The sequence below is a fragment of the Paenibacillus sp. LjRoot153 genome, from assembly GCF_964253085.1.
Classification (GTDB): domain Bacteria; phylum Bacillota; class Bacilli; order Paenibacillales; family NBRC-103111; genus Paenibacillus_E.
Map to the genome: position 1 here is coordinate 139,064 of NZ_CAXUQH020000002.1, position 22,474 is coordinate 161,537.

21 protein-coding genes are annotated in these 22,474 nt (G+C 35.4%); 19 read left to right on the top strand and 2 right to left on the bottom strand.

All coding sequences use genetic code 11. From position 1 onward, the window contains the following. The first annotated feature begins 242 nt into the window (after positions 1-242). Positions 243-1,535, top strand: a complete 1,293-nt coding sequence (locus ACSQ8P_RS35965) for a hypothetical protein (protein WP_436239778.1) — start codon at positions 243-245, stop codon at positions 1,533-1,535. A 417-nt stretch (positions 1,536-1,952) separates the two neighbouring features. Here ACSQ8P_RS35965 and ACSQ8P_RS35970 read toward each other — a convergent pair whose 3' ends face one another. Further along, a complete protein-coding gene (locus tag ACSQ8P_RS35970) occupies positions 1,953-3,122 on the bottom strand; it encodes a YhgE/Pip domain-containing protein (protein ID WP_436239779.1) in 1,170 nt (389 codons plus the stop codon). Between the two features lie 184 nt (positions 3,123-3,306). On the opposite strand from ACSQ8P_RS35970, the gene ACSQ8P_RS35975 reads away from it, so the two are divergent. From ACSQ8P_RS35975 to ACSQ8P_RS36060, 18 genes are all read left to right on the top strand, one after another. Continuing rightward, a complete protein-coding gene (locus ACSQ8P_RS35975) occupies positions 3,307-3,870 on the top strand; it encodes a PadR family transcriptional regulator (protein ID WP_436239780.1) in 564 nt (187 codons plus the stop codon). A 571-nt stretch (positions 3,871-4,441) separates the two neighbouring features. After that, a complete protein-coding gene (locus ACSQ8P_RS35980) occupies positions 4,442-4,984 on the top strand; it encodes a hypothetical protein (protein WP_436239781.1) in 543 nt (180 codons plus the stop codon). Between the two features lie 366 nt (positions 4,985-5,350). Then, a complete protein-coding gene (locus ACSQ8P_RS35985) occupies positions 5,351-5,722 on the top strand; it encodes a response regulator (RefSeq protein WP_436239782.1) in 372 nt (123 codons plus the stop codon). A gap of 250 nt (positions 5,723-5,972) precedes the next feature. Further along, the gene (locus ACSQ8P_RS35990; RefSeq protein ID WP_436239783.1) at positions 5,973-6,947 is read left to right on the top strand and encodes an HD-GYP domain-containing protein; all 975 of its coding nucleotides are present in this window, start codon (positions 5,973-5,975) and stop codon (positions 6,945-6,947) included. A gap of 352 nt (positions 6,948-7,299) precedes the next feature. Further along, positions 7,300-7,881 carry a TetR/AcrR family transcriptional regulator gene (locus tag ACSQ8P_RS35995; protein WP_436239784.1) on the top strand — a complete coding sequence of 194 codons (582 nt, stop codon included), beginning with the start codon at positions 7,300-7,302 and terminating at the stop codon, positions 7,879-7,881. A 17-nt stretch (positions 7,882-7,898) separates the two neighbouring features. Further along, positions 7,899-8,546: a DUF2306 domain-containing protein gene (locus ACSQ8P_RS36000; protein ID WP_436239785.1), complete on the top strand. Its 648-nt coding sequence runs from the start codon at positions 7,899-7,901 to the stop codon at positions 8,544-8,546. A gap of 1 nt (position 8,547) precedes the next feature. Further along, complete coding sequence (locus ACSQ8P_RS36005) at positions 8,548-9,171, top strand: VC0807 family protein (RefSeq protein ID WP_436239786.1); 624 nt, start codon at positions 8,548-8,550, stop codon at positions 9,169-9,171. Positions 9,172-10,057: 886 nt separating this feature from the next. Continuing rightward, on the top strand, positions 10,058-10,648 hold the full coding sequence (locus ACSQ8P_RS36010; protein ID WP_436239787.1) for a TetR/AcrR family transcriptional regulator: 591 nt from the start codon (positions 10,058-10,060) through the stop codon (positions 10,646-10,648). A 354-nt stretch (positions 10,649-11,002) separates the two neighbouring features. Further along, positions 11,003-13,033: a methyl-accepting chemotaxis protein gene (locus tag ACSQ8P_RS36015; RefSeq protein ID WP_436239788.1), complete on the top strand. Its 2,031-nt coding sequence runs from the start codon at positions 11,003-11,005 to the stop codon at positions 13,031-13,033. 481 nt (positions 13,034-13,514) lie between these two features. Beyond that, positions 13,515-14,483: an HD-GYP domain-containing protein gene (locus ACSQ8P_RS36020; protein WP_436239789.1), complete on the top strand. Its 969-nt coding sequence runs from the start codon at positions 13,515-13,517 to the stop codon at positions 14,481-14,483. A 627-nt stretch (positions 14,484-15,110) separates the two neighbouring features. Further along, positions 15,111-15,536: a hypothetical protein gene (locus ACSQ8P_RS36025; RefSeq protein WP_436239790.1), complete on the top strand. Its 426-nt coding sequence runs from the start codon at positions 15,111-15,113 to the stop codon at positions 15,534-15,536. A 32-nt stretch (positions 15,537-15,568) separates the two neighbouring features. Beyond that, positions 15,569-15,898: a hypothetical protein gene (locus tag ACSQ8P_RS36030; RefSeq protein ID WP_436239791.1), complete on the top strand. Its 330-nt coding sequence runs from the start codon at positions 15,569-15,571 to the stop codon at positions 15,896-15,898. 133 nt (positions 15,899-16,031) lie between these two features. Next, the gene (locus ACSQ8P_RS36035) at positions 16,032-17,306 is read left to right on the top strand and encodes an HD-GYP domain-containing protein (protein ID WP_436239792.1); all 1,275 of its coding nucleotides are present in this window, start codon (positions 16,032-16,034) and stop codon (positions 17,304-17,306) included. 2 nt (positions 17,307-17,308) lie between these two features. After that, on the top strand, positions 17,309-19,639 hold the full coding sequence (locus ACSQ8P_RS36040) for a diguanylate cyclase (protein WP_436239793.1): 2,331 nt from the start codon (positions 17,309-17,311) through the stop codon (positions 19,637-19,639). Between the two features lie 31 nt (positions 19,640-19,670). Further along, positions 19,671-20,126, top strand: coding sequence for a chemotaxis protein CheX (locus ACSQ8P_RS36045; protein ID WP_436239794.1), 456 nt, complete (start codon positions 19,671-19,673; stop codon positions 20,124-20,126). Positions 20,127-20,164: 38 nt separating this feature from the next. Beyond that, positions 20,165-20,566: a YybH family protein gene (locus ACSQ8P_RS36050; RefSeq protein ID WP_436239795.1), complete on the top strand. Its 402-nt coding sequence runs from the start codon at positions 20,165-20,167 to the stop codon at positions 20,564-20,566. A 428-nt stretch (positions 20,567-20,994) separates the two neighbouring features. Next, positions 20,995-21,249, top strand: a complete 255-nt coding sequence (locus ACSQ8P_RS36055; protein WP_436239796.1) for a hypothetical protein — start codon at positions 20,995-20,997, stop codon at positions 21,247-21,249. Continuing rightward, a complete protein-coding gene (locus tag ACSQ8P_RS36060; RefSeq protein WP_436239797.1) occupies positions 21,236-21,577 on the top strand; it encodes a hypothetical protein in 342 nt (113 codons plus the stop codon). Before ACSQ8P_RS36055 ends, ACSQ8P_RS36060 begins: the two co-directional genes overlap by 14 nt. A gap of 387 nt (positions 21,578-21,964) precedes the next feature. Here the strand turns inward: ACSQ8P_RS36060 and ACSQ8P_RS36065 are convergent, their stop codons facing one another. Beyond that, on the bottom strand, positions 21,965-22,369 hold the full coding sequence (locus ACSQ8P_RS36065) for a GNAT family N-acetyltransferase (protein ID WP_436239798.1): 405 nt from the start codon (positions 22,367-22,369) through the stop codon (positions 21,965-21,967). Between the last annotated feature and the right edge of the window lie 105 nt (positions 22,370-22,474).

A 22,474-nucleotide genomic window follows, 5' to 3' on the forward strand; every position in this document is an offset into this window, starting at 1 on the left:
GTCTAAAAATTCTAGGTAAACACTAGAACTTTAGTTCAACCAAAACAAGGAGCAATCTGCCACGGCAGCTGCGCCTTGTTTTTATTAGGTAATGAAGAGTAAATGAACCGAATCCGCTTCCAATCTGACCACCAAGAATTTACACATAGGTATTTTGTAGGAAAATTTATTCTTTGTTTCATTTTAAAACCAATAGTCGTCGGTATGATTCAATAAAAATAACACTTTATGGAGGTAGCAGCATGTACATTAACAATTCACATCGGTTGTTGGGTGCGATAAACGACACGCGTAACAAAGCAATAAAAGAGATGGATTTACTACATGCAATACCTATAGATGGAATTGCCAATCGTAACCTACCTATCAAGTCAAGACTTCCCGTCGATCATGTAACTATCTCTCAAGAGGCATTGGATTCATTTAAGAATTTACCACTGGATCAGCATATTAGGACAGTTGCTCTTACAGATACTGATTTGGGCCGTTTTAAGGAAGCATTCGTAGATGTTGATTTTAATCAAATCAAGTTCAGTGAATCTGTATATCAGGATCCGCTTGAAAAAATAGATCAACTAGTCGAGTTAGAGGCAAGATATCGGGATAACATTAAACAATTCAAGTCTGGGGACGAACAAAATGATCAATTAAATAAACTCAATGATCTTGTTTCTGAAATTAAAAATAACATAGTAAACGATTTAGCAGACGAAATGGGTAATTTTCTAAAAGGTAGTGATTTTAACATACCAAAATTCAAGCAGCACTTAGAATCTATTTATGATAGTAAAAGAGAATTTTTCCAAAACATGACTGACACCCATGAAGAGGATTGGAACAAATATAGAGTTTCTGGAATATCTGCCTCCAATATTAATTTTTTTAACGAAATAGTAAGTCATGAAAGTACAGATGTAAATACGAATCCGTATAAACTTGATTTACTAGGGGAAAAGGATCTCTCAGCAGTCATAAACATTATCCGTAGAACAAATGATGGCATATTCAGTGCGGACGAAACACCAGCGAAGCCAGAAGATATGTTTGCTAACGAATTATTCTTTGGTGCATCCTTAGGTTTGACTAAGGCTAAAGCAGCGATGATGATCAATAATGTCGAGATTTCAGATTCGATTCGTACCGCATTTACTAGATCATTGGATCGAGTAATCGTGACGAAAATAGATACAATCGCTAAAAATAGTACTGCATTCGGGCGTGGTATTGATCGTAGCCTCATTCAGAATATAGTGAATAATATCGGTAATATCGTTAACGAGCCTAGTGAACAATTCAAAGGAAAATTAGATCATGCGTTCACAGAAGTTGAGCGGATGTATGTCAAGAAATCGAAAGAACTAACAGCAAATCTATTTGATATAGGTTATATTCGCTCAAATGATTCTCATTTTGATGAAAATTTTGAAAAAGCCTTAATGCTGAAGACAAAAACAAAAATTTCCTCGTGGTCAGAAGACTGGAACCATTTTATCGAAAATTTAGAACCAAAAGACGAAACCAAGTATCAAATATAACTAAATACAATAAGGATGCCCGCTAAAAGGCAGTGTACGAAAGTTTAAGGTATTCGCGAAGTAAAAGTATGTATGAACTATTTGTGCGAAAAAAACAAGTACGAAAAAAAACTCCGTAGTGAAGATGGTTATGCACTTAGGATTCGACGTATGATAGATCCAAAGGCAATGTTTGGTGCAGAAATAACAATCGTGTATTCAGAGACTTCTACTCCGAGGCTTTTCCAAAGTGAGTGTGGAGGTCGGTTGCTTTTCATGCCCATAACAAGCTTAAGTAGATTCATTAGTTGATATCAAAAAAAAGGAGTTAAGCAATTTGTATTTGCCTAACTCCTTTTTCGGTTTTAAAATTTACTTTCTTTAAGTTTATTAAATGATACTTTTGACTTTGTCTCATTATATATAGTTATTTTATTATTAGTTTGTAGAGAGGGGGGCTAATTTAGATGCTTCCGATACTTTAAGTGATTTCTCTTGTTTCTTTAAGATAGTAACCACCAAAGAAATAATTACACAAATTAGAGAAGTAACAAAAAGTGTCCATATATCTTTATCCGTGTTTACTCCACCAAATTGTAAGTTCATAATTCCTTCCACCGCATAGGTTGCAGGCAGAAATTGGCCTAGCCATTGATAAAAGCCACTTAACATTTGTTTCGGTACAATTGTCCCGGAAGTTACGAGCTGTAAGGAAAGAACAGCCATATTTAAAAACATACCAGCCATACCCATTGCCATAAGGAACATTTGAGCAAAAAACATGAAGGTTAAAAGAGTTAAAAAATGAAACAGCCAAAATGAACCGAAGCCACTCTCCATCTGCCCACCGAGAGAGGCGATAAGTGAAGATCCGACTATAGATATGAGTAAAGCTGCAAATACAATAAGCAGGGAGCGAACGGCAAAATGTTGCCATTTGGAAATTAGCGCACCAATCGTTTCAGAAACTTGGTGAACGTTCATTGCCATTAACATAGCACCAACGTAAGAGGCTAATATGAGCATCATTGAAACCATTTGATTTTGCATGCCATTCACAGGATGTAAAGATTCTACTTCAGATCCAACTTTATTTAAGAGGTTTTGTGCGGTCCTTTGTGCTTGATCTGTTGGTAGCTTTAATTGTTGTAATGCCACTTCAGTTCCTTGAAGTGAAACATTATGATTTAATTCATTCGTAACTTTTGTAACGATGGTTTGCATTACGCTTTTTGTAAGTTGGGGATTGGATTCATTCATTATGTAAGATAGTTTTGCTTGCGTACCAGGGGATGTTAAAGATTGACCAAATTTTTCTGGGATTGTCACAATTAAATGGACATCACGTAGCATAAGTTCATCCATAGCCTTTTCCTTAGTGGACGTTATTATTTCAAAGGGGAAATTACTTTGCAATTGTTTCTCAATGGTCTTACCAAATTCACCATCTTCATTTACGATGGCAATTTTCAAATGATTGACTCGATCTAGTACACCGTCATAAGCAGTCATCCAAACCACACAAAAAATTAGTTGAGCCATCAAAGCTACTACCACTGCAATAGTGGTTTGAGGTTTTTTGAAATACATTATTATTGCTTTTTTCATTATATTTCCTCATTTCGTATTATATAATTCACATTTAACATAGGTTCATATTAACCTATAAAATTATTGAAGTCAACTAAAATATATAGGTTAGTTTTATCCTATGTACTAAGTTTGTTCTACAAAAAAATATATGTTAGAATTAACTTATAACAATATTATCTTAAGAGGAGGAGATGTTTTCATGAGTTCAATTCGATATGCTCTTCTTTCCTTATTGGCGCGCGAACCACTCAGTGGCTACGATATTAAGCAACACATGAACAATCGATTAGGTCCTTTTTGGAAAGTTGGTAGCAATCAAGTTTACCCTGAATTGGCAAAAATGGAAGGAGAGGGATTGCTAAAGTTACATGTGATTGAACAACATAGCTATCGTCCCGCACGAAAATTGTATGAAATCACTGAAGAAGGACGGGAGGCTTTAATACTTTGGACGATAGAACCGGGGGGAGTAGAAAATTTTCGAGATGATTTTCTTTTGAAAGCTTACAATTCATGGCTTGTAGAGCCTGAGAAGATGATCGCCCAAATAGAGGACATAAAGAAGCAACATCAAGAAAGATTAAATGCCTATTTAGATAAAGTGACGGAGCTTACCCAGCTGCAAGAAACTTTAAAAAACGATGATCCGATTTTTTCTAGCATTTCTGTAGTTGAATTCGGTGTCAATTATGAACGCTTATATATAGAATGGTGTGAGAATTTAATCAATAGGTTTAAAAGGGGAGGGGTATTGAAGCAGTAGTATTGATGGTATTAATCTCTTGATGGAACTAATTTACAGTGCGACAAGATTGGTACATCTTCAAAAATTAAGGTCAATCTCCATTTTACTATTATCAAACGCAACGAAAACAAAATAAGGGGTTTTCCAAGCAAAAGGAAAACCCGATTCATATTCCTGTTTTCTTATATTTATGCGAAGGAAAATATAAAGTTTGGGATTTGGAATAGTAACGAATTTAGAATGAATAACCCCGTTGTTAAGTCATTATATATCCTATTGACAGACCGTCCGTCGGTTTATAATATAGGAATATGACAACTGTAAGCGCAAGATATCTTGAAATTGTATTTATAAGCAATGGAGGTGCTTATTCAAGAGAAAGGCTGATGACAGGCAAAGCTGCAGGATATCATTCAGCGCTCATGATTGTCTAATGACTTCTATTATTAATTACGTAGATAGTAAAGGGGAACGTTTCACTTGGTAAATGTTACAACTAATCGTCAAACTATAATTCATTAAACGATTCACCAAGAAGTCACGAATCAAATTTTCTATTACCCTATTAGATGGAAGGAGAGAAAGAAATATGGTTCAGTTTAAAGTAAATGAACAGAATGCAGAAGTTAATGGGGAAACAATTAATGCAATGGTTTGCGGAATGGGAGCCTTTAAAAATACTGCATTGAAGTTTTTATCCGAAAATGGAATTGAAAACCCAATACCGGGCAATTGGTACTCTTATCAGTCATTTATGAATGCATTTGAAAAAATATCTAACAAGGTTGGCCAAAAGACACTATACATGATTGGTAAATCCATACCAGAAAATGCAGTCTTTCCACCAGAGATAAGTAGCTTTGAAATCGCAATGAGCTCAATCGGGGCAGCCTACAAATCGAATCACATAGGTTTAAATATTGGTGAGATTATATTTAAATGGACTGGTCCCAGATCATCTGTTGTAACGAATAGTTCAGCCTATCCAGAAGCATGTGATGAGGGGTTAATTACTGCTATGGCCAATAGATTTAAACCAAAAGACGCTGTTGTTATAAAAATTAGACTTGATGAGACAAAGATGAATAAATCCCAAGGCGGAGATACTAGTCACTTTATCCTTGAGTGGTAAAGCCCTAGAGTATATAAGTTCTTTCTAAGTTAATTAGATCTCCTATATGAAAACTTTAACCTTTTGCCTACAATGGTTTTTCAAAGAAAGTAGAAAATGGTTTTTAATAAAAGTTAGCCCAATAACAATGATACAGAAGGCTGCCGATGTAACATCGGCAGTCTTCTATACTAAGAAAAACGTATGGTGCATTGGGGCTGTCAACCGGTACGCTCGGGATAAACATTAACCCATGTAAGAGACATAGTGCGTAGGTAATGAATGAGATGACGTACGGCATTTTAGGATTTCCGATTTGGGATGTCAGACTGATGCTGGTGTATTAAACTCAATTTATTATTATATCATGTAGAGGTGGCATAACATATGGCCAATATATTGGTAGTAGATGATGCAGCATTTATGAGATTAATGTTAAAGGAAATCCTCACGAAAGGAGGACATCACGTTATAGGCGAAGCTGCGAATGGTGTTGAAGCCATCAAGAAATATAGCGAGTTAAAGCCCGACTTGGTTACGATGGATATCACGATGCCGGTATTAGAGGGGGTTGATGCTTTGATACAAATTAAGCAAGTGGATCCAAATGCCAAGATCATCATGTGTTCGGCGATGGGGCAACAGTTGATGGTTGTAAAGGCTATTAAGGCAGGTGCCAAAGATTTTATAGTTAAACCGTTTCAACCAGATAGGGTGCTTGAAGCAATCAAGAAATTATTGGCATCCACTTCAAGATAAGGGTAATTATGGATATTAACTGTTGGATCTTACTGAGATTTTTAACAATGCATGCGATAAACTTCCTTCTTACATTTGTTAATTCAGTGAAGATAAACTATTTAAAGTTGATCGTACTTTGAGCTGTAGTCCAAGAGGAATAATACGTGCGAGTACTGGAAGTCGTTAGGTGAACTGCAATACATTTTGGTATTATGAAAAAATTAATGGTTGGAAGATTGATAAATAAGTTATAGGAGTGGAATAGAAATTGCGTTTGATATCAATTAATGAATACGACGAAACAAGTATGCAATTAGCTAAACCTGTTTATGATGCAAAGCTTAGAGTTTTATTAGCTGCAGGCAATACAATCCATACTAAATACTTGGAACGGCTGAAAGAGGTTAAAATCTCACATCTTATTGTTGAGGACAAAATATCAGAAGGGATTACCTTAGAAGAGTTGTTGGATATGCCAACATGGCTTGAAGTGATCAAAACCGTGGAATTATCCTATGATATGGTAAAAATACAGAAGCCGATTCCGCTGAAAAGCTTGCTTCAATGTGTGGGAAGGCTCATAGTGGAGATGAAAATTCGGCCTATTCTGCTGCCAGTACCTATAACTGTTATAGTCGGTGAATTAAAGACATACGCTCATGCCGTGAACGTTACGCTCATGGCACTGCAAATAGGAAAATACATGGGATATAATGATCTTCAACTTAGAGATTTGGCAGTTGGGTGTCTGCTTCATGATATTGGTAAAGCTGTTACAGATGATACTTCGAAACATCCTGAGGAAGGTTTTAATATATTGAGGAGTGTTCGTGAGATTAGCTTATTATCAGCACATGTAGCTTTTCAACATCATGAAACGATAGATGGTCTTGGATATCCCCGTTCATTAGAAGGTCAAGCAGTACATGATTACGCGCAAATTTGTGCTCTTGCAAATTTGTATGACAATCTCATTTCAGACGAGGAATTTTCACCTCATGAAGCGATTGAGGTGATTATGGGTCAATACGGGCGAACCTACGCGGAGCAACTCGTTCAAGCGTTTGTTAAGTCAATCCCACCTTATCCGCCAGGCACAAAAATTCAATTAAATGATGGCCAGGAAGCAATTGTAACACGTATTGGAAGCCATATGCAGCGGCCGGATATACGCAATACTTCAAATCAAATAGAGTTGTCATTAGCGGAAAATTCAACGTTAATAATTGTAGGTACATTATAAGATAAATGATCAGACGGCGACCGATACGGGCCTTCGCTATTGACCGCCGGCTGGGCGCTGTCAAAGAAGGGATTTCGATAAAAATATTATTTAATGGTTGATTATGTTAGATATTCCATCCTGTACTTTATAATCGAAAGGGAGTGGCCAAGCGGGTAGAACAGTTAATTCGTCAAGATAACAAGGAACAGGCTCGATACTGATCGGGTATGAACAAAAGTTCTCAATTTAAGAAAAGAGATTATTGGATGTGTCGAAGAAATTAAAACTCTATTGAAAACCGTCAGTCGGTATGATATAATTAATTTACAACAAACCGCCGGTTGGTTTTATGGAGGGGGATTAAAAGAATATGACAGTAGCAAGTGCTAGTTTTCAAACGATCATGAACGCAACGGAGTTGCTTATCCAAGAGAAGGGTTGCAGACAGACAACATTACAAGATATCATCCAGCGCACTGGATTGTCTAAAGGCGCTATTTATCATTACGTATCTGGTAAAGACGAACTACTCGGCTTAGTCCTTAAATCGCGTGTCGAGCATATTAATGCACGTTTCACTGAGGTGGTAACGAATCCGGATTCATCGGGCATTGATAATCCATTAAAGCTCATTGCCGAAGGTATGATTCGTTCAACGAGTCATAAAGATGTTACGAATCAAATTTTCATATACCTGCTTAGCCAGATGGATAACCCGAGGGTAGCGGCAATAGTCCAAGAAGTGTACGGATACACCTTGCAGACTTGCATGAGATGGGTTGAAGTAGGGAAAATGCACAAAGTGATTCCAGTAGAGCTTGACGGAACAAAGACTGCAGAGACACTTGTTATGTTCATGTACGGCATGCGAGTGCAGAACACAATTATTCAGGAGCATAGCCAGATGACAGTGCAAGATATAATTGCATTCTTGTCTCGCTCATTGCGTTAAGGGAGAAGGGGGATTAAGTGTTACAAAAAAAAATCATTTTGCCCGTCTTGTATGTGCTTGCTTATCTTTTAACTATCTATGTGGTGGTCCAATATTTGATCTACAAGCCGAGCCAATCAGGTATGGTATCTGCTAAGCTAAAGGACGCATCATTTCCATACGAAATATGGAAATTGTTTTTCTACCCGCACATCGTACTCGGTATAGTCGCGCTACTCATCGGTGCATTTCAGCTAACGAAACGGAGCCGTAAAAACCTAAAGCTTCACAAGAAGCTAGGCAGGATATATGGATATTCGATTCTCTTGAACGTGCTGATAGCACCGTATATAGCGCTGTATGCCACCGGTGGTACGTCATCCACAATCGCTTTTTTGGTTTTGGACATCTTTTGGTTAGGGACAACGGCTATTGGCATTAAACACATCAAAGATAAGAATGTTGAGAGTCACCGGACATGGATGCTTCGAAGCTATGCTATAACATTCGTATTTGTGACATTCCGACTAGTGCTTGGAATTGTCCAATTATCAATTCATGCTCCAAGCAGCTTCACATTCCCGACCGCCGTGTACCTTTCGATTGCACTTAACTTGATCCTAACCGAAATGTATCTCAAAAAGCGCAGCCGTAATATTATCCAATCTTTTGAAGAAGGTGCCTAATATGTCGAAACGCAATTACATCATTTTTACACTTCTGATCAACGGTATTGTACCTTGGGTATTATATGTTTGGTTATCTAATTACATGAGCAGCATAGCTGCTCTTACAATTGCCACATTGGTACCGTTGATTGATAACGTAATCCATCTGGCGAGATACCGCAAGCTCGATGCTTTCGGATCGCTCATGTTGTTCACGTTTTTGCTGACATTAGTGTTAGTACTGTTGGGCGGAAACGAAAAAATCTTGCTTGTAAGAGAATCGCTTATTACTGCTTCAGTTGGTGTTGTATTCCTCTGCTCGTTGTTATTCCGTCGGCCAATCATGTATTATCTGGCGTTACGTTTCATTGGTAATAACGAGTTTGCGGTTAATTGGAATTATGCATACTTCCGCTTCGTAATGAGACTCATGACGTTCGTATGGGGTATTATGTTAACAGTGGAAGCGTCTATCCGCGTAGTCATGGTATACCAGTTTTCCACAGAGGTCTATTTAGCGCTGTCTAACTTCGTTTTATACGGTTTCATAGGTGCTGCCGTGATGTGGACGGTTGCGTACCGCCGGTATAGTGCCGCTAAATTCATCCGTATTAAGCAAAATAATATACTACAGCGGGAATGATTAATCAAATTCTGGAATCAAATTGATGAAATTGAGAAGATGTCGCTGTAGCAGAAATCATTCCTCACACAAGTTTACTCCTAACTCTACACGTGCAGAAGCAGCCCTAACAATCCTGAACTTAATTCTCCAGTTAACGATGATGTTGGTGATAAAGAAAAAATCATTAGCTGCTTTACGTTTTCGGAAATTATTAAAGTGTAATAAGTGAAAAAAAAGCAGTTTAGAACTCGTAGGTCGAGTTCTAAACTGCTTTTTTTGTAACTCTCACAACAATATATATAAAAATAAGAAGTGGCAATCAGATTCGGTTTAGTTTTGGGTTTCATAAAGTTTTACATTATGTTAAATACCTGTAGTCTGTTATTAATTCATAATGAGAAAAATGTATCGGTTAAATTATTATATAATTTCGTCAAACTTGACTATTGGTTGAAGTTATCATAACGTGGTAGGTAATTAATTTGAATTACGCAAGTAACTAATATAATACGTAGTAATAATTCGAGAATTGTATTTCAATAAATGCGATATGATCAGTGTTGGATCTCATTCGAAAAGAACAAGAAAAAGATGAATCCCTTTATTATAGATTGTACTTTCAAAAGTATCTATTCCTTAGAGTAGATGGTAGGGGACATTATTCAATGCTGGAACAGATAAGGCCGATGTTTGCGTTTTTACTTTGTCCTAAGGATGCCTACAATTGTTTCACTAAATACTCCATCCTGCTTTTCAAATGAAAACATACAATTTCGAAAATATTAAAATATATAGTATAATATTACTGATGTCCTGTACCAAAATTAAGAGCAAGTTGATTGAAAGCGCTCTCTCGAATAAGTTCGCATTAATAAGAAATTATAAAAAAAATAGGGGAATCACTATGAATAGGGAAAAAAACAAAGAATATACAAAAAGAAAGCTAATAGAATCTGCGCTTGAACTCCTTTCAACTCAAGAGTATCAAAAGACTTCGATAGATGAAATTGCAAGAAAAGCGGGTGTCACAAAAACTACTTTTTTTGCATATTTCAATTCAAAAGAAGAGCTATTATTTAATTTTGATCTAGAGCAACTAAAAATATTTGACCAACAGATGTCAATATGTATGGAAGATCCTAAACAATTGTTGACCAGGTTAAAAGAAGCGATAGTAGAAATGGCAAGAAATCTACACAAGACCCAAATAATAACACGAAACTTAATACATCTAGGTACAATTAGCCCAATCTATAATAAACTCTTAGCTGAAACCTTTAAAAGTATGGGGAACATTATGTATAAAGTTATTGAGCATGGTCAAGAAAAGGGTGTTATCAAACAAAGTGTATCTGCAATAAATATTGCGGAAAACTTAGTAATTATCTATATTGGTGTTGTTGTGCAGTGGAGTTTTCTAGATGAAGTTAATAGGAATTTAGTTGATGCTATGGATGAGATTATCCGAAATTATATGAGTGGTATTGAGGTTTAATATCTTTTTCCTAAGCTTACCAATTAATATTATGGTAGGCTTATTTATTTTCGTGAATATGATTAAATAGTAAAACCATTACTTAAATAGTCTGACTATTCTAATAAACTTGACCTTAAGTAATTTATAGTTTATGATTATCGACATATAATGATAGTTTTCGAGATTATATAGGTCGTAAGTAATATATTATCTAGGAGGTTATTAACTATTGCAGGTCAAAAGTATTGTATTATATAGGATCATATAACTATTACTAACTAAATCCGCACGTGGAATCGCTTAATGTAAGTCAAAAAATATATTATTCACTGGGGTGTTTAAATGAGATTGCCAACTATTAATCTGAGAAGTGTGAGAGCAAAGACTTTATTTATTATTTTACCTTTAGTTACGCTTATGCTTGTGGCTGTTGCTTCATTGGCATTTGTATATTCGAAGTCAATCATAGTTAAACAATCCCAAGACCAACTGAATCAACAAGTTCAAACCATCAGTTCAAGAATACAAAATCGAATAACAGCTTCAAGCAAAGTTCCAGAGGTTTTTGCTAAGACGGTAGAAGATATATACAATAAATTATCATTGGATGAGTATCATACTATTGCAAGTAATGATTTAAAAATAAATAAGGACACATTTGGAGTAGGGATTTTTTTTGAACCTAATGCATACAAGTCTCGCACGAAATATTTCTCTACATATGCTTACTGGGATAAGGATAATATTGCTACATCAGAAGAGTATAATGATCCCACTTTTGATTATCCTAATCAGGAATTTTATAAAAGTGCGGCAAATCAAAAAAATGTAGTGTTCTCCGACCCCTATCTCGATGAAGTAAGAAAAGTAGATATGGTTACCGCAACCGTCCCAATGTATAGTTCACAAGGACAATTTATTGGTGTCACGAGTGGAGATATTGTTCTTACGACTATCAAAGAAATTATTAACGAAACAAAGGTTGGAAATACAGGATGGGCGTTTTTGTTAGACAAGAATGGGACTTACCTCGCAGGTCCTGAAACGGATAAGATTATGAAAGAAAAGCTTCAAGAAGATTCAAATGCTTCTTTTGCTGATCTAGGAAAAAGAATACTCGAGGGTAAAACAGGGAATTTAATTTTTAATTCAAATGCAGGGAGTACGCAAGTTTATTTTCAGGAAATGCCAGGAACTAATTGGATCATTGCAATAGCCTTACCAGACAAAGAACTTTTAGCACCCATTTATTCACTTATTAAGAAAATAATTTATGTTGATTTAGTAAGTATTATACTATTCATTATTCTTATTCTTCTTTATAGCCGTGATATTACTAGGAACATTAGTAAAGTAAATAATCTTTCATATTTTCTTTCACAAGGAGATTTTACACAGATAATACCTGTAACTAGCAAAGATGAGTTTGGAAAGATGTTAACTAACTTTAACCAATCCACGGAGATGTTAAATCATATGTTAACTAAGATTTCTAATCACGCAAATTCAGTGGCAGCTACCTCTGAGCAATTGACAGCTAGTGCGGAACAATCAAGTTTAGCAGCTGAAGTTATCTCAGCGACTATTCAAGAAGTAGCTGCAGGGGCAGAACAACAAATGCTAGGTTCAAAAGAAAGTGCTAGATCAATGGAGGAGCTAGCACTAGGGATTCAGAGGGTTGCAGAGTCTTGCTCGGTTGTGAGGGAAGTATCACTGGTAACCTCCGATAAGGCCTTCCAAGGTAATGGGATCATTCAAAATGCAATTTCGGATATGAATCGTGCCAACCAAACCGTTGGTGAAACTTCGAACCTCATTACAAAATTGAGTGAACGAACAAAGGAAATTAATAACATAATAGAAGTCATGAGTGAGATCAGTTCGCAAACAAACTTGCTTTCTCTAAATGCAAGTATTGAAGCCGCAAGGGCAGGTGAATATGGAAGAGGATTCTCTGTAGTAGCTACTGAGATACGAAAGTTGGCTGAACAAAGTAGAAAGTCCGCTGAGCAAGTAAAAGTAGTAATTGAAGAAATACAAAATGATACGGCAGATGCAGTAAATTCGATTCAAATTGGGAGTCAAACTGTTGAAAGAGGAACTAATCTAGTCCAGCAAGCCGGTGAAGCATTTAATCATATATTACAAGATATCGATTCTATGGGAGCTCAAATTCAAGAAATATCAGCTTCAGTGGAGGAAATGTCAGCAGGTTCTGAACAGGTGACTGCTACTGTTGAAGAACTTTCTAGAATAGCTGCAGGAGCATCCGATAATTCTCAATCCGTGGCGGCCTCTAGTCAAGAACAACTTGCTTCTATGGAGGAAATCTCAACTGCCTCGAAGTCATTAATTCAAATGGTTCAGGATCTACAAGATCAAATATCTAAGTTTAAAATCTAACTATTTCAAACTAAAATTTCTTCTCCGTTATCTTTAAATTACGGGGAAGAAATCACCCCTATTTTAAAATCAATTGTTGAGCACGACCACCGGCAAATTATACATAAACATTACAAGTTCACATATTATTACAAGAATGCGTTATGTTATATAAAATCAGTATAATTCCATTGTGGGAGCGTTAATTGTAATGATCGATGTAATAGTTACATATTTATCCTTTACTCTAATCAATATATGTTCATACCCTATACACTTCGTAGTAAATATTAATAAAAATACAAGATTTCGGGAAGATGGTCACTTGTTTGCATGGATGGCTAGTTTATGGATAGGTGGTATATATTTATTTCTTTACTCCCTATTTGTTTATGTAGTAATTTTCTGGGTTTTTAACAGAAAAAGAAATAAGCCCGAGTATTTACGGAGTTTTTTATTGCTCATTATGCAATCAATATGCTTATATATGAGTTTCCAACTAATGAATGATTTAATAACTTTAAGTATACCTCTTCTCGGGATGTATTTAAGTGTTATTAGCTGTCTTTATTTCACTCAGATTACGACAATCCTCGTCTTTCACTTACTGAATCGAATCCCTTGGAAGTTTCGAGAATGGCGACGAAATATATTGCTCCTAACATGGGTAGATGCTTTCTCGCTATGTACTTTTCTTTTAATCAGTAAAATACTGCCGATTATTGAAGGAAATATAATTTATCAGATTATTGCCCAAACATTTCTTTTAATATTTGTAATTATTCGTTTTGCCCTAAGAAATATAAGTATCCTGCATCAGAGTAAAATGACTGAAACTATAGAAGAGGTAAATGTATTAAACCACAAATTAGAAGTTACAAATGATAACATATTGGCAGCTTTTGCCTCATCCCTTGAGAAAAGAGATGCATATACCGCAGGACATAGTGAGCGAGTCGCCAAATATGCATACCTTATAGCAGGTGAATTTAAAATAATACCGAGTTATAGGCGAATTATTCATTTAAGTGGTTTATTACATGATATAGGAAAAATAGGCATACCGGATTATATTTTGCATAAGGAAGGATCTCTATCGGAACACGAGTACTGTATTATGAAACAACATCCATTAATAGGAGAAGAATTGTTGCGAGGTGTTTATCAATTCCTTCCTATTTTAACAGATGGCGAGAAAAAAATAATTTATGAAATAGTGCTATACCATCATGAACGTCCGGATGGATTGGGTTACCCAATGGGATTAAACGATGAGAAAATTCCGATTCATTCAAAGATAATGGCGGTAGCAGACGCATTTGATGCGATGACGAGTAATCGTTCATATCGTCCTGCTATGACTCAAGATAAAGCTTTAGACATATTAAGAAAAGGTTCGGGAACGCAATTTTGGACACCAGCAGTTAATGCATTAGAGGTAATATTGCAGGAAAATTTTAAAAAAGTATGATCGCCATATACCGACAGTCGGTATATGGCGTGGTTAGAAACAAGCATAGAAATGATGAAAATTGAGTTTGAATTTAATTCATTATTTGGAATATGATCTAAACCAAATATTTAGAAATGGGGATGTTCACTTTGAAACAACAAAGTATAGTTGTGGAAACAATAAACACCATATACCGACAGTCGTTATATGGTGTGGTTAGAAACAAGTATAGAAACGATGAAAATTGAGATTGAATGTAATTCATTATTTGGAATATGATCTAAACCAAATATTTAGAAATGGGGATGTTCACTTTGAAACAACAAAGTATAGTTGTGGAAACAATAAACACCATATACCGACAGTCGGTATATGGTGTGGTTAGAAACAAGCATAGAAATGATGAAAATTGAGATTGAATTTAATTCATTATTTGGAATATGATCTAAACCAAATATTTAGAAATGGGGATGTTCACTTTGAAGCAACAAAGTATAGTTGTGGAAACAAATAAACACCATATACCGATAGTCGGTATATGGTGTGGTTAAAAACAAGCATAGAAATGATGAAAATTGAGATTGAAATTAATTCATTATTTGGAATATGATCTAAACCAAATATTTAGAAATGGGGATATTCACTTTGAAGCAACAAAGTATAGTTGTTGAAACAATAATCGATTCTTTCTATTTAAAAACGATTACTAATGGTATAGTTCAGCAACTTATTTCAGAAATTCAACACGTTGCTCAGCGGACTGTAAAATTAATAGATACTGTTAAAAACACCGGAGTTGAAGACGTTGATACATTTTTAATGAATATAAATGAAGTTAGAGTTGAAACCGAGTTAACTTTATTTCAAACCTCAAAATTATTTAAACAAATTCAATCTGAGATTGAAGATGTCGTCACTTTTGTCAATTCAGGAAGATTAAAGGAAGAAGAAGGAATAAAATTTCTCCGCGAAATAGTTATGGAGATGGAGCAGCTTACTTGCGAGTACATTAAATTATTAGAAAAAACTTTTTTACTTAAAGATTGCCTATCTTTTAACATAGTGAATTAAGATGTCGAGTCTGGGAAGGAAAATAGTGCTTCGTGAATAAACAAAATTATAGAAGATATTGGTTAAAGTGGGAAGATGAATTAATAATTAAGTATTATCCAACTGTTAGTATTGACAATTTGCTGAAACATCTTCCAATCGATCGAAATAAGCGTGCTATTAGAGATAGAGCTCATAAATTAGGAATAAAAAAAGTCTTTGGCAAAAAAAATGATGAGTTCATAGAAGATAGTAAATATTACAAATCATCGAAATTAATAAAATTTTATGAATATTTATTGATGGTGAAAAATGTTTCCATTAAGACTGGTATTAAGCCTAATATGGATTCAGTATTGAAAGTATTTCGAGATTCCTTGTAGATATTACTTTGTATTCACTAATTTTCTTCTTCTCTTCATAAGCTAATCAATCCGTTAATAATACATCTTCCAATTGATACTGGACTTACAGGAAATAACTGGCCAATTTTAAATATTTTAGACGGAGACCTTTATGGCTTTTGAGTATATTTTATCTACGACCTTTTATGGGTCATTTGTGACTTTGCTAGCCTTTGGGGTCATCAATTTCTTTTCGTACTCCATTCATTATTTATCAAACATCAGCAAACAAATGATCTTCCGTGAGGATGGGTATTTGTTTGCTTGGCTAGCAAGTCTTTGGGTAGGAGGGGTCCCATTACTCTGTTATTCCATATTTATTTATATGGCTGTGTATTTATGGACTCGAAGGAAAAAAGGGATGCCCGTCTATCCTAAAAACTTTGTTCTATTCGGATTTCAAGCGACAATCATGGTTATACTTTTTTATACAACAAAGGATTTCATTCTTTTCAGTTTATTTACTGGTTTATTCTTGAGTATTATGCTTTCACTTTTTTTTGCCCAAGTTATTACGATCATTTCCCTTCACTTTCTTTTCGATGTACCTTGGGAAGAAGAAGGGTGGAGGGAAAAAATCATCGAGCTAGTATGGATAGATGCCTTTTCACTATTTCTATTTTTACTTATGAATCAATTTTTGCCAACTATCGAGAGTCATGTTAACATGCAATTGGTATCTCAGACTTGTCTAATGATCTTTGTCATTTTTCGGTATGCTTCGCGTATGAATAGTATTTCTCAAAAGCAACAAATGGTTGAAACTATGAAGGAGTTACAGGACCTTAACAACAAATTGTCTATGGCTAATAACCATGTTTTAACTGCCTTCGCAGCTTCGCTAGAAAAGCGAGATTCATATACAGCTGGTCATAGTGAAAGGGTTGCTAAATATGCTGCGCAAATAGCCTTGGGACTTGGTATGGCCCCAAAGCAACAAAGGCTAATCCATCTAGGTGGTCTGCTCCATGACATCGGAAAGATCGGTATTCCGGACAATGTGTTAAATAAACAGGGGCCTTTAACAGAAGAGGAATACTCGGTTATGAAACAACACCCATTGATTGGAGAAGAATTAATCAAGGGAGTTTATCAGAATTACCCCCTATTAAATGAAGATGAGAAAGCAACAATAATAGATATTATTTTGTATCATCATGAGCGTCCTGACGGGAAAGGTTACCCGAAGGGGTTATCAGAAGAACAAATTCCCATATGGTCTAAAATTATGGCAGTAGCAGATTCATTTGATGCTATGACAAGTACTCGCTCTTATCGAAAGGCAATGACAAATGAACAAGCGATAAATGTCCTTATACAGGGTTCAGGAACCCAATTTTGGAAACCAGCGGTTGATGCTTTTATTAATATCAAAGCGGGAGGTTGATAATGTTCGGAGGTGAATACAACGTGGATAACCATGAGCTAGCAATATCATATAGAGAATTGAAAAAATCTCTAAATGAAGGAAAATATTCAGCTGCAAAAAAATTCTTAGAAAAGATATTATCGATCTATATAACTCAACCTTTAAGACTACCTCCCATCACACTTAGGTACATGGAAGCCTTAATTGCCCTGAAAACTGGGGATGTATCATTCGCCAAACATTTATCTAAGGAACTTATTGAGAAAAGAGATTGCATCAAATATTTATCGCTGTATTGTCTCACTCACGCGTTATTAAATGATGTATCGGGATTATACGAAATCAGGGATAGAATTCGTCGAGAACTTAGTGATAAACGGACTGAGCCAGTTAGAAAAATAGACTTAGTAATCGCTGAATGCCTAATAGATTTGGAAGATAATGATACTTCCTTTATATCTTTCTTAGAAGAGTTTTATACGGAGAATTGTGAAGTAATTAAAACTACAAACATTTCTGAGTATACGCGGCTTTTAGTTAATATTCACTATCTTCTTTCCCGCGTACCTACGATTCCATTTGCATATAGTGGACGCTATCTATCTGAAGCAGAGGGAATAGCCGAAAGAAATGGATTGAAATATCGTCTTGTCAACATATATAACAGCTTAGGAACCGGGTATCACAAAAGCAACCTGTTTCGCTCCTATAATTATTATTATAAGTCGTGGAAGATTGCGGAAGAATTAGATGTGCCTTGTGAAGTAACTATAATGAATATGGCAATGGTTTGTTTAGAAATTGGGGATTACTTATCAGCGAATTATTACATATCGAAGGTTGAGCAATTTGACCCGTCTAATTTTTCATCGGAGTTGCTTCTTGAAATGGTTAAATTTTACTTGCACATATCAAATTATGATATGGCATATGCATGGATAAAAAAATTAACCAGAATAACCCGTGTGAATAAAACTAATCAATTAAGAGTACGGGTTTTTTCTCATTATGTTTTAGTCTTAGTATTTATGGGAGAGAAGCAAAGAGCCTCCAGATTATGGGGCAAATTGCAACATCACCATGGAGCCGGTTTGGATCTAGATGAATACTTTTTAGCTACTCTATATACTTTATCTGCAAAGGTAGATTCTCCGAAGCAGCTGAATGAATTGCAAAATCTTCATAAAGAAAGATCTAATCAGGATGAGAAGAAAATTGGCATACTTTCACTTATGTATACGATAGGATTGAAAGTTACACTTGATCAAAACAATGTGGAGAAAGCTACTCTATATTATAATAAATTGCTTGATTCGATACGAGAAGATGGTCTGTACTTTTATCAACCATATGCAGATTATTATGCTTCCCAATTGGAGCTGATTCAAGGGATGGAAGATGATGCGGAGTTGTCACTTGAAAGCGCGCGTAGAGCATTACTTATTTCTAAAAGAAATGCTTTGATCACAATTAAGAGTCCGGATGAAAGCAAACACCTTGAAAATGCCCTTCACTATCGCAGAATTGTCCAAGTACAAGCATATTTTCAAGCATCTAGAAGCGCTCTTGAATTGATGATGAGACTTTCAGTTGTTTTACAATCGATCTGCCGCTGGAAACATATATCTGTTAACCTAGATAGTCAGTCACAAAAGTTCCAAAGCGGAGAACCATCCATAAGGAGTAATTCTTTTATAGGTGAAATCGAATTTACAACTTTGAATGAAAAAGGTTATCTTAAATTTGAATATGAGACTGAGAGTGATCTGTTAAGGTTACCCAGAGACAAGCTGCAACTTATTATACAAGCTTTTGAATTTTCCCTGCATGAGCTTAATATTTCGGAATTATACACCAAGGATGTCTTAACAAATATGTACAATCGAAACTACGTATTGGATAAGATTCGTAATGATTTTAATGCATGTCAAGCAATATGTAAGGATCTGACCTGCTTAATGATTGACATCGATAACTTCAGGAATATTAATAACAGCTATGGGCATCTGGTTGGAGACAAAGCAATTATTGAGGTTTCGAACGTTATCCTAAACAAACTTGGTCATAACGGAATTGCTAGTCGCTATGGTGGTGAAGAATTCCTCGTTGCGTTACCAAATGTCGGTCAAGAATTCGCGGTAAATATTGCAAATGAAATCCTAACCGGTATAAGGGGAATCAAGCTTGGGTTTAACATTACAGCGAGTATAGGATTGTCTTCGTTTAAGGATGACAGTCCGTCTGATGTGATTGAATTAATCGACCAAGCGGACAAGGCTGAGATATGGGCAAAGTCAAATGGCAAAAATCAAGTAGCTTGTTTTTCCTCTATCAAAAAAAACAACATTTGAGAACAAATAAGAATACATGTAGGAGGCCGATATGATTGATGAATCCTTAGTTATAAGAAAAGTAAGTCATAGTGTTCTCCAAGGTTACCTAGGGTTACAGCCAGAGCCGCTTCCGTATCTTGAACGGCAACAAAGATTTGAAAGTAACGAGGTAGGGGTCATAATTCAGATTATAGGTCAAATGTATGGACAAGTCCTATGTAGTATGGATAAAGAAACTGTCAAACAAATGATTAGTAGGATGATGGGGGGAATCGAAGTGCACCAATTGGATGAGATGTGTTGGAGTGCATTTCAAGAGTTTGGAAATTGGATTGCTAGTGGTATTGCCACCGAGCTTTCTGCACAAGGGATTCTGGTTAATATTACACATCCCATAATTCAAGAAGGAAATTCTGTAATTCATTCCCCTAATATGTATTTGGTTGTTCCGATCGCGACCGAGATTGGTGTAATCGAAATCTATATGAAACTAGATAAGAATTAAAATTAGATCAAATTATTTCTGTTACGACAATGCCTGCAATGGATGATAAAAATCTTTCAAAAGGTGGAGATCTCTTGGATTATAATGAGGCATTTGAAAAATACATTCAGGCAACAAACACACATGATTTTAGTAATGTCAGAAGTATATTAGATAATAATGCTGTGTATTGGTTCGCTGACAAAAGCTTTACTTCAATAAACGAAATTCAAAATTATTTTGAGAATACTTGGAATGTAGTAAAGAATGAAGTTTATACAGTGAACAATGTTCAATGGATCGCTGTAGATAGTAATTCTGCTATATGTATCTATACTTACCATTGGGAAGGTTATCATAAGGGGAAGTTTGTTTCAGGAGATGGAAGAGCAACGAATGTATTTATTAAGAACACTTACGGAGATTGGAAAATAGTTCATGAACATTTAAATAGCAATTAACCACCTATGGGAGACGGAGTAATCACATGGATGTATATTTTGCTATATAGGTGTTACCAATTACAGTTGCAATACTGTGTTAACCACTACCATCGGGGCGGTCGTTTACGCTGACTCAACGTTCAAATTTTTTAGCTTATAAAAATTCTGGTTTGAATGTAAAGGTGAATGGTTCATTTCTCGACCTTACTAGTGAAGATGGTATGATGTATCAGATCTCAGATCGTCCTAAAAAGGGTGCATTAAGAGCTACAATTAAATCGTTAATACATCTACTGTTGAATTAGTCAGCAATTCAAATGTAGTTATTTCCCCAACCTATAAACCTACTCCGAGAATTTTCTAGTGCAATCAAACAACAAGTACTTAATCTTATTAAGGCATATGGTTATGCTGAAAACTGAAGACTGAAGACCCTTCTCATCTAGATGCCTATGTGGTTATCGGATAAATTAAGCAATGAGTTCCTTTGGAAAGTATTACTGTGTTTTAAGGTTTTTAACTCAACCCTCGGTAAATGCCGAGAGGCAATAAAGACAGGAGACAGTATCGCTATGGTCAAGAAATTTATTGTTGAAAGAAGCGCGAATGTTGTTGCATGGGTTATTATTGGAAAACTATCTTATGAGGAAGTAACTGAGTCGATTGAACTCATTAAGGATTCAGTCAGTGAAACTAACTAAACGGAAATTGGGTTCAGTAAAAATTATTGTTGATAATTCTTATATAAGCACTCAGGGTGGAATAGTTTTCGAAAAAAAAATTGCTGATAAATGGGTAGAACTTCAAAAATGGTTCATTCAAATTTTGGATGTGAACGATAGAATTGCAGTAATCCAAGGTGGAGCAACAATGAAATTTCAAATGACAAAAATAGGAAAAGATATTGGTTTGGATAAAATAGAAATGCATTTTTATAATGGAAGCTATATGGAAACTAAACTTCAAGCGTATCAATATTTAGGGATTTCATATAATTCGCTAATCGATAATATGACAAACTTTGCTTAGAGTATCAGAACAAGTCAATTATTTAGATCGACCGAAGCGATATGGGATAAATTCGGACTTTGTAAGATTTCTTACTGCATGAGAATACTAGATTGAGCAACCCTAAGTCTTGAAATAGATCCTTTTGTTGAATTTAACAGTATTGGTTTGAGCTTTCTAAATACATTTATTACTGACCCTTTTAGACAAGAATCCCCTTTTGTAAACTTTTTAGTTCATATTATTTACCAAAAGGGGATATTCCCTTTTTTAGTTTGAAAATAAAAGTTTACTCCAATTTGTTATTTGCTCGAGTACAAATTGCAAAGTAGAATATGAAAGGATTGCATAAGTAATTTCTTCCAATATTTGTAGTCTTGATATACTATAAGCGTTTATACATTCCGATTACTTCTGGATTTCCTGTAAAAGCATCCAAACGTATACTTCTGAAACCTTGCAATTTTGCCATTGTTCTGCAACCTGAAGCAGTTTTTTAACGATACCTTGACCTTGATAATCAGGATGTACGGCCAAAGGATGAATAACAGCAGGGCGCCCCGATAAATCTTTCCGAATAACACCAGTATATTTATGACTCAGTACTTCATTTACTACAACTGCGCCTATACAATTGTTTGCATGAATGATCGTATACATCTGCTCTTGTTTCAAATCCTTACTTATTACACAGCGGTTCGGATAATAGCGATCCCATTGAAAGACTCCACTAGATCTCAAATTCTGGGTTACCGCAGCGTATAAGTACTTTACTTGTTTAAGATGTTGAATAGTACCTAATATAATATCCATGACTTCGATCCCCTTATCAAAAAAATAAAACATATAAATATCCCTTCAGTAGATATCCGTCAAAATGAAGAAGAATATATTGTAAGGCAATTGCTTCTTCTAGGG

Excerpts from the sequence above, each read along its gene's own strand:
- ACSQ8P_RS35965 (WP_436239778.1), top strand. The coding sequence starts at position 243 with ATGTACATTAACAATTCACATCGGTTGTTGGGTGCGATAAACGACACG.
- ACSQ8P_RS35970 (WP_436239779.1), bottom strand. The coding sequence starts at position 3,122 with ATGAAAAAAGCAATAATAATGTATTTCAAAAAACCTCAAACCACTATT.
- ACSQ8P_RS35975 (WP_436239780.1), top strand. The coding sequence starts at position 3,307 with ATGAGTTCAATTCGATATGCTCTTCTTTCCTTATTGGCGCGCGAACCA.
- ACSQ8P_RS35980 (WP_436239781.1), top strand. The coding sequence starts at position 4,442 with ATGGTTCAGTTTAAAGTAAATGAACAGAATGCAGAAGTTAATGGGGAA.
- ACSQ8P_RS35985 (WP_436239782.1), top strand. The coding sequence starts at position 5,351 with ATGGCCAATATATTGGTAGTAGATGATGCAGCATTTATGAGATTAATG.
- ACSQ8P_RS35995 (WP_436239784.1), top strand. The coding sequence starts at position 7,300 with ATGACAGTAGCAAGTGCTAGTTTTCAAACGATCATGAACGCAACGGAG.
- ACSQ8P_RS36005 (WP_436239786.1), top strand. The coding sequence starts at position 8,548 with ATGTCGAAACGCAATTACATCATTTTTACACTTCTGATCAACGGTATT.
- ACSQ8P_RS36010 (WP_436239787.1), top strand. The coding sequence starts at position 10,058 with ATGAATAGGGAAAAAAACAAAGAATATACAAAAAGAAAGCTAATAGAA.
- ACSQ8P_RS36020 (WP_436239789.1), top strand. The coding sequence starts at position 13,515 with ATGAATGATTTAATAACTTTAAGTATACCTCTTCTCGGGATGTATTTA.
- ACSQ8P_RS36035 (WP_436239792.1), top strand. The coding sequence starts at position 16,032 with ATGGCTTTTGAGTATATTTTATCTACGACCTTTTATGGGTCATTTGTG.
- ACSQ8P_RS36040 (WP_436239793.1), top strand. The coding sequence starts at position 17,309 with ATGTTCGGAGGTGAATACAACGTGGATAACCATGAGCTAGCAATATCA.
- ACSQ8P_RS36045 (WP_436239794.1), top strand. The coding sequence starts at position 19,671 with ATGATTGATGAATCCTTAGTTATAAGAAAAGTAAGTCATAGTGTTCTC.
- ACSQ8P_RS36050 (WP_436239795.1), top strand. The coding sequence starts at position 20,165 with ATGGATGATAAAAATCTTTCAAAAGGTGGAGATCTCTTGGATTATAAT.
- ACSQ8P_RS36055 (WP_436239796.1), top strand. The coding sequence starts at position 20,995 with ATGCCTATGTGGTTATCGGATAAATTAAGCAATGAGTTCCTTTGGAAA.
- ACSQ8P_RS36065 (WP_436239798.1), bottom strand. The coding sequence starts at position 22,369 with ATGGATATTATATTAGGTACTATTCAACATCTTAAACAAGTAAAGTAC.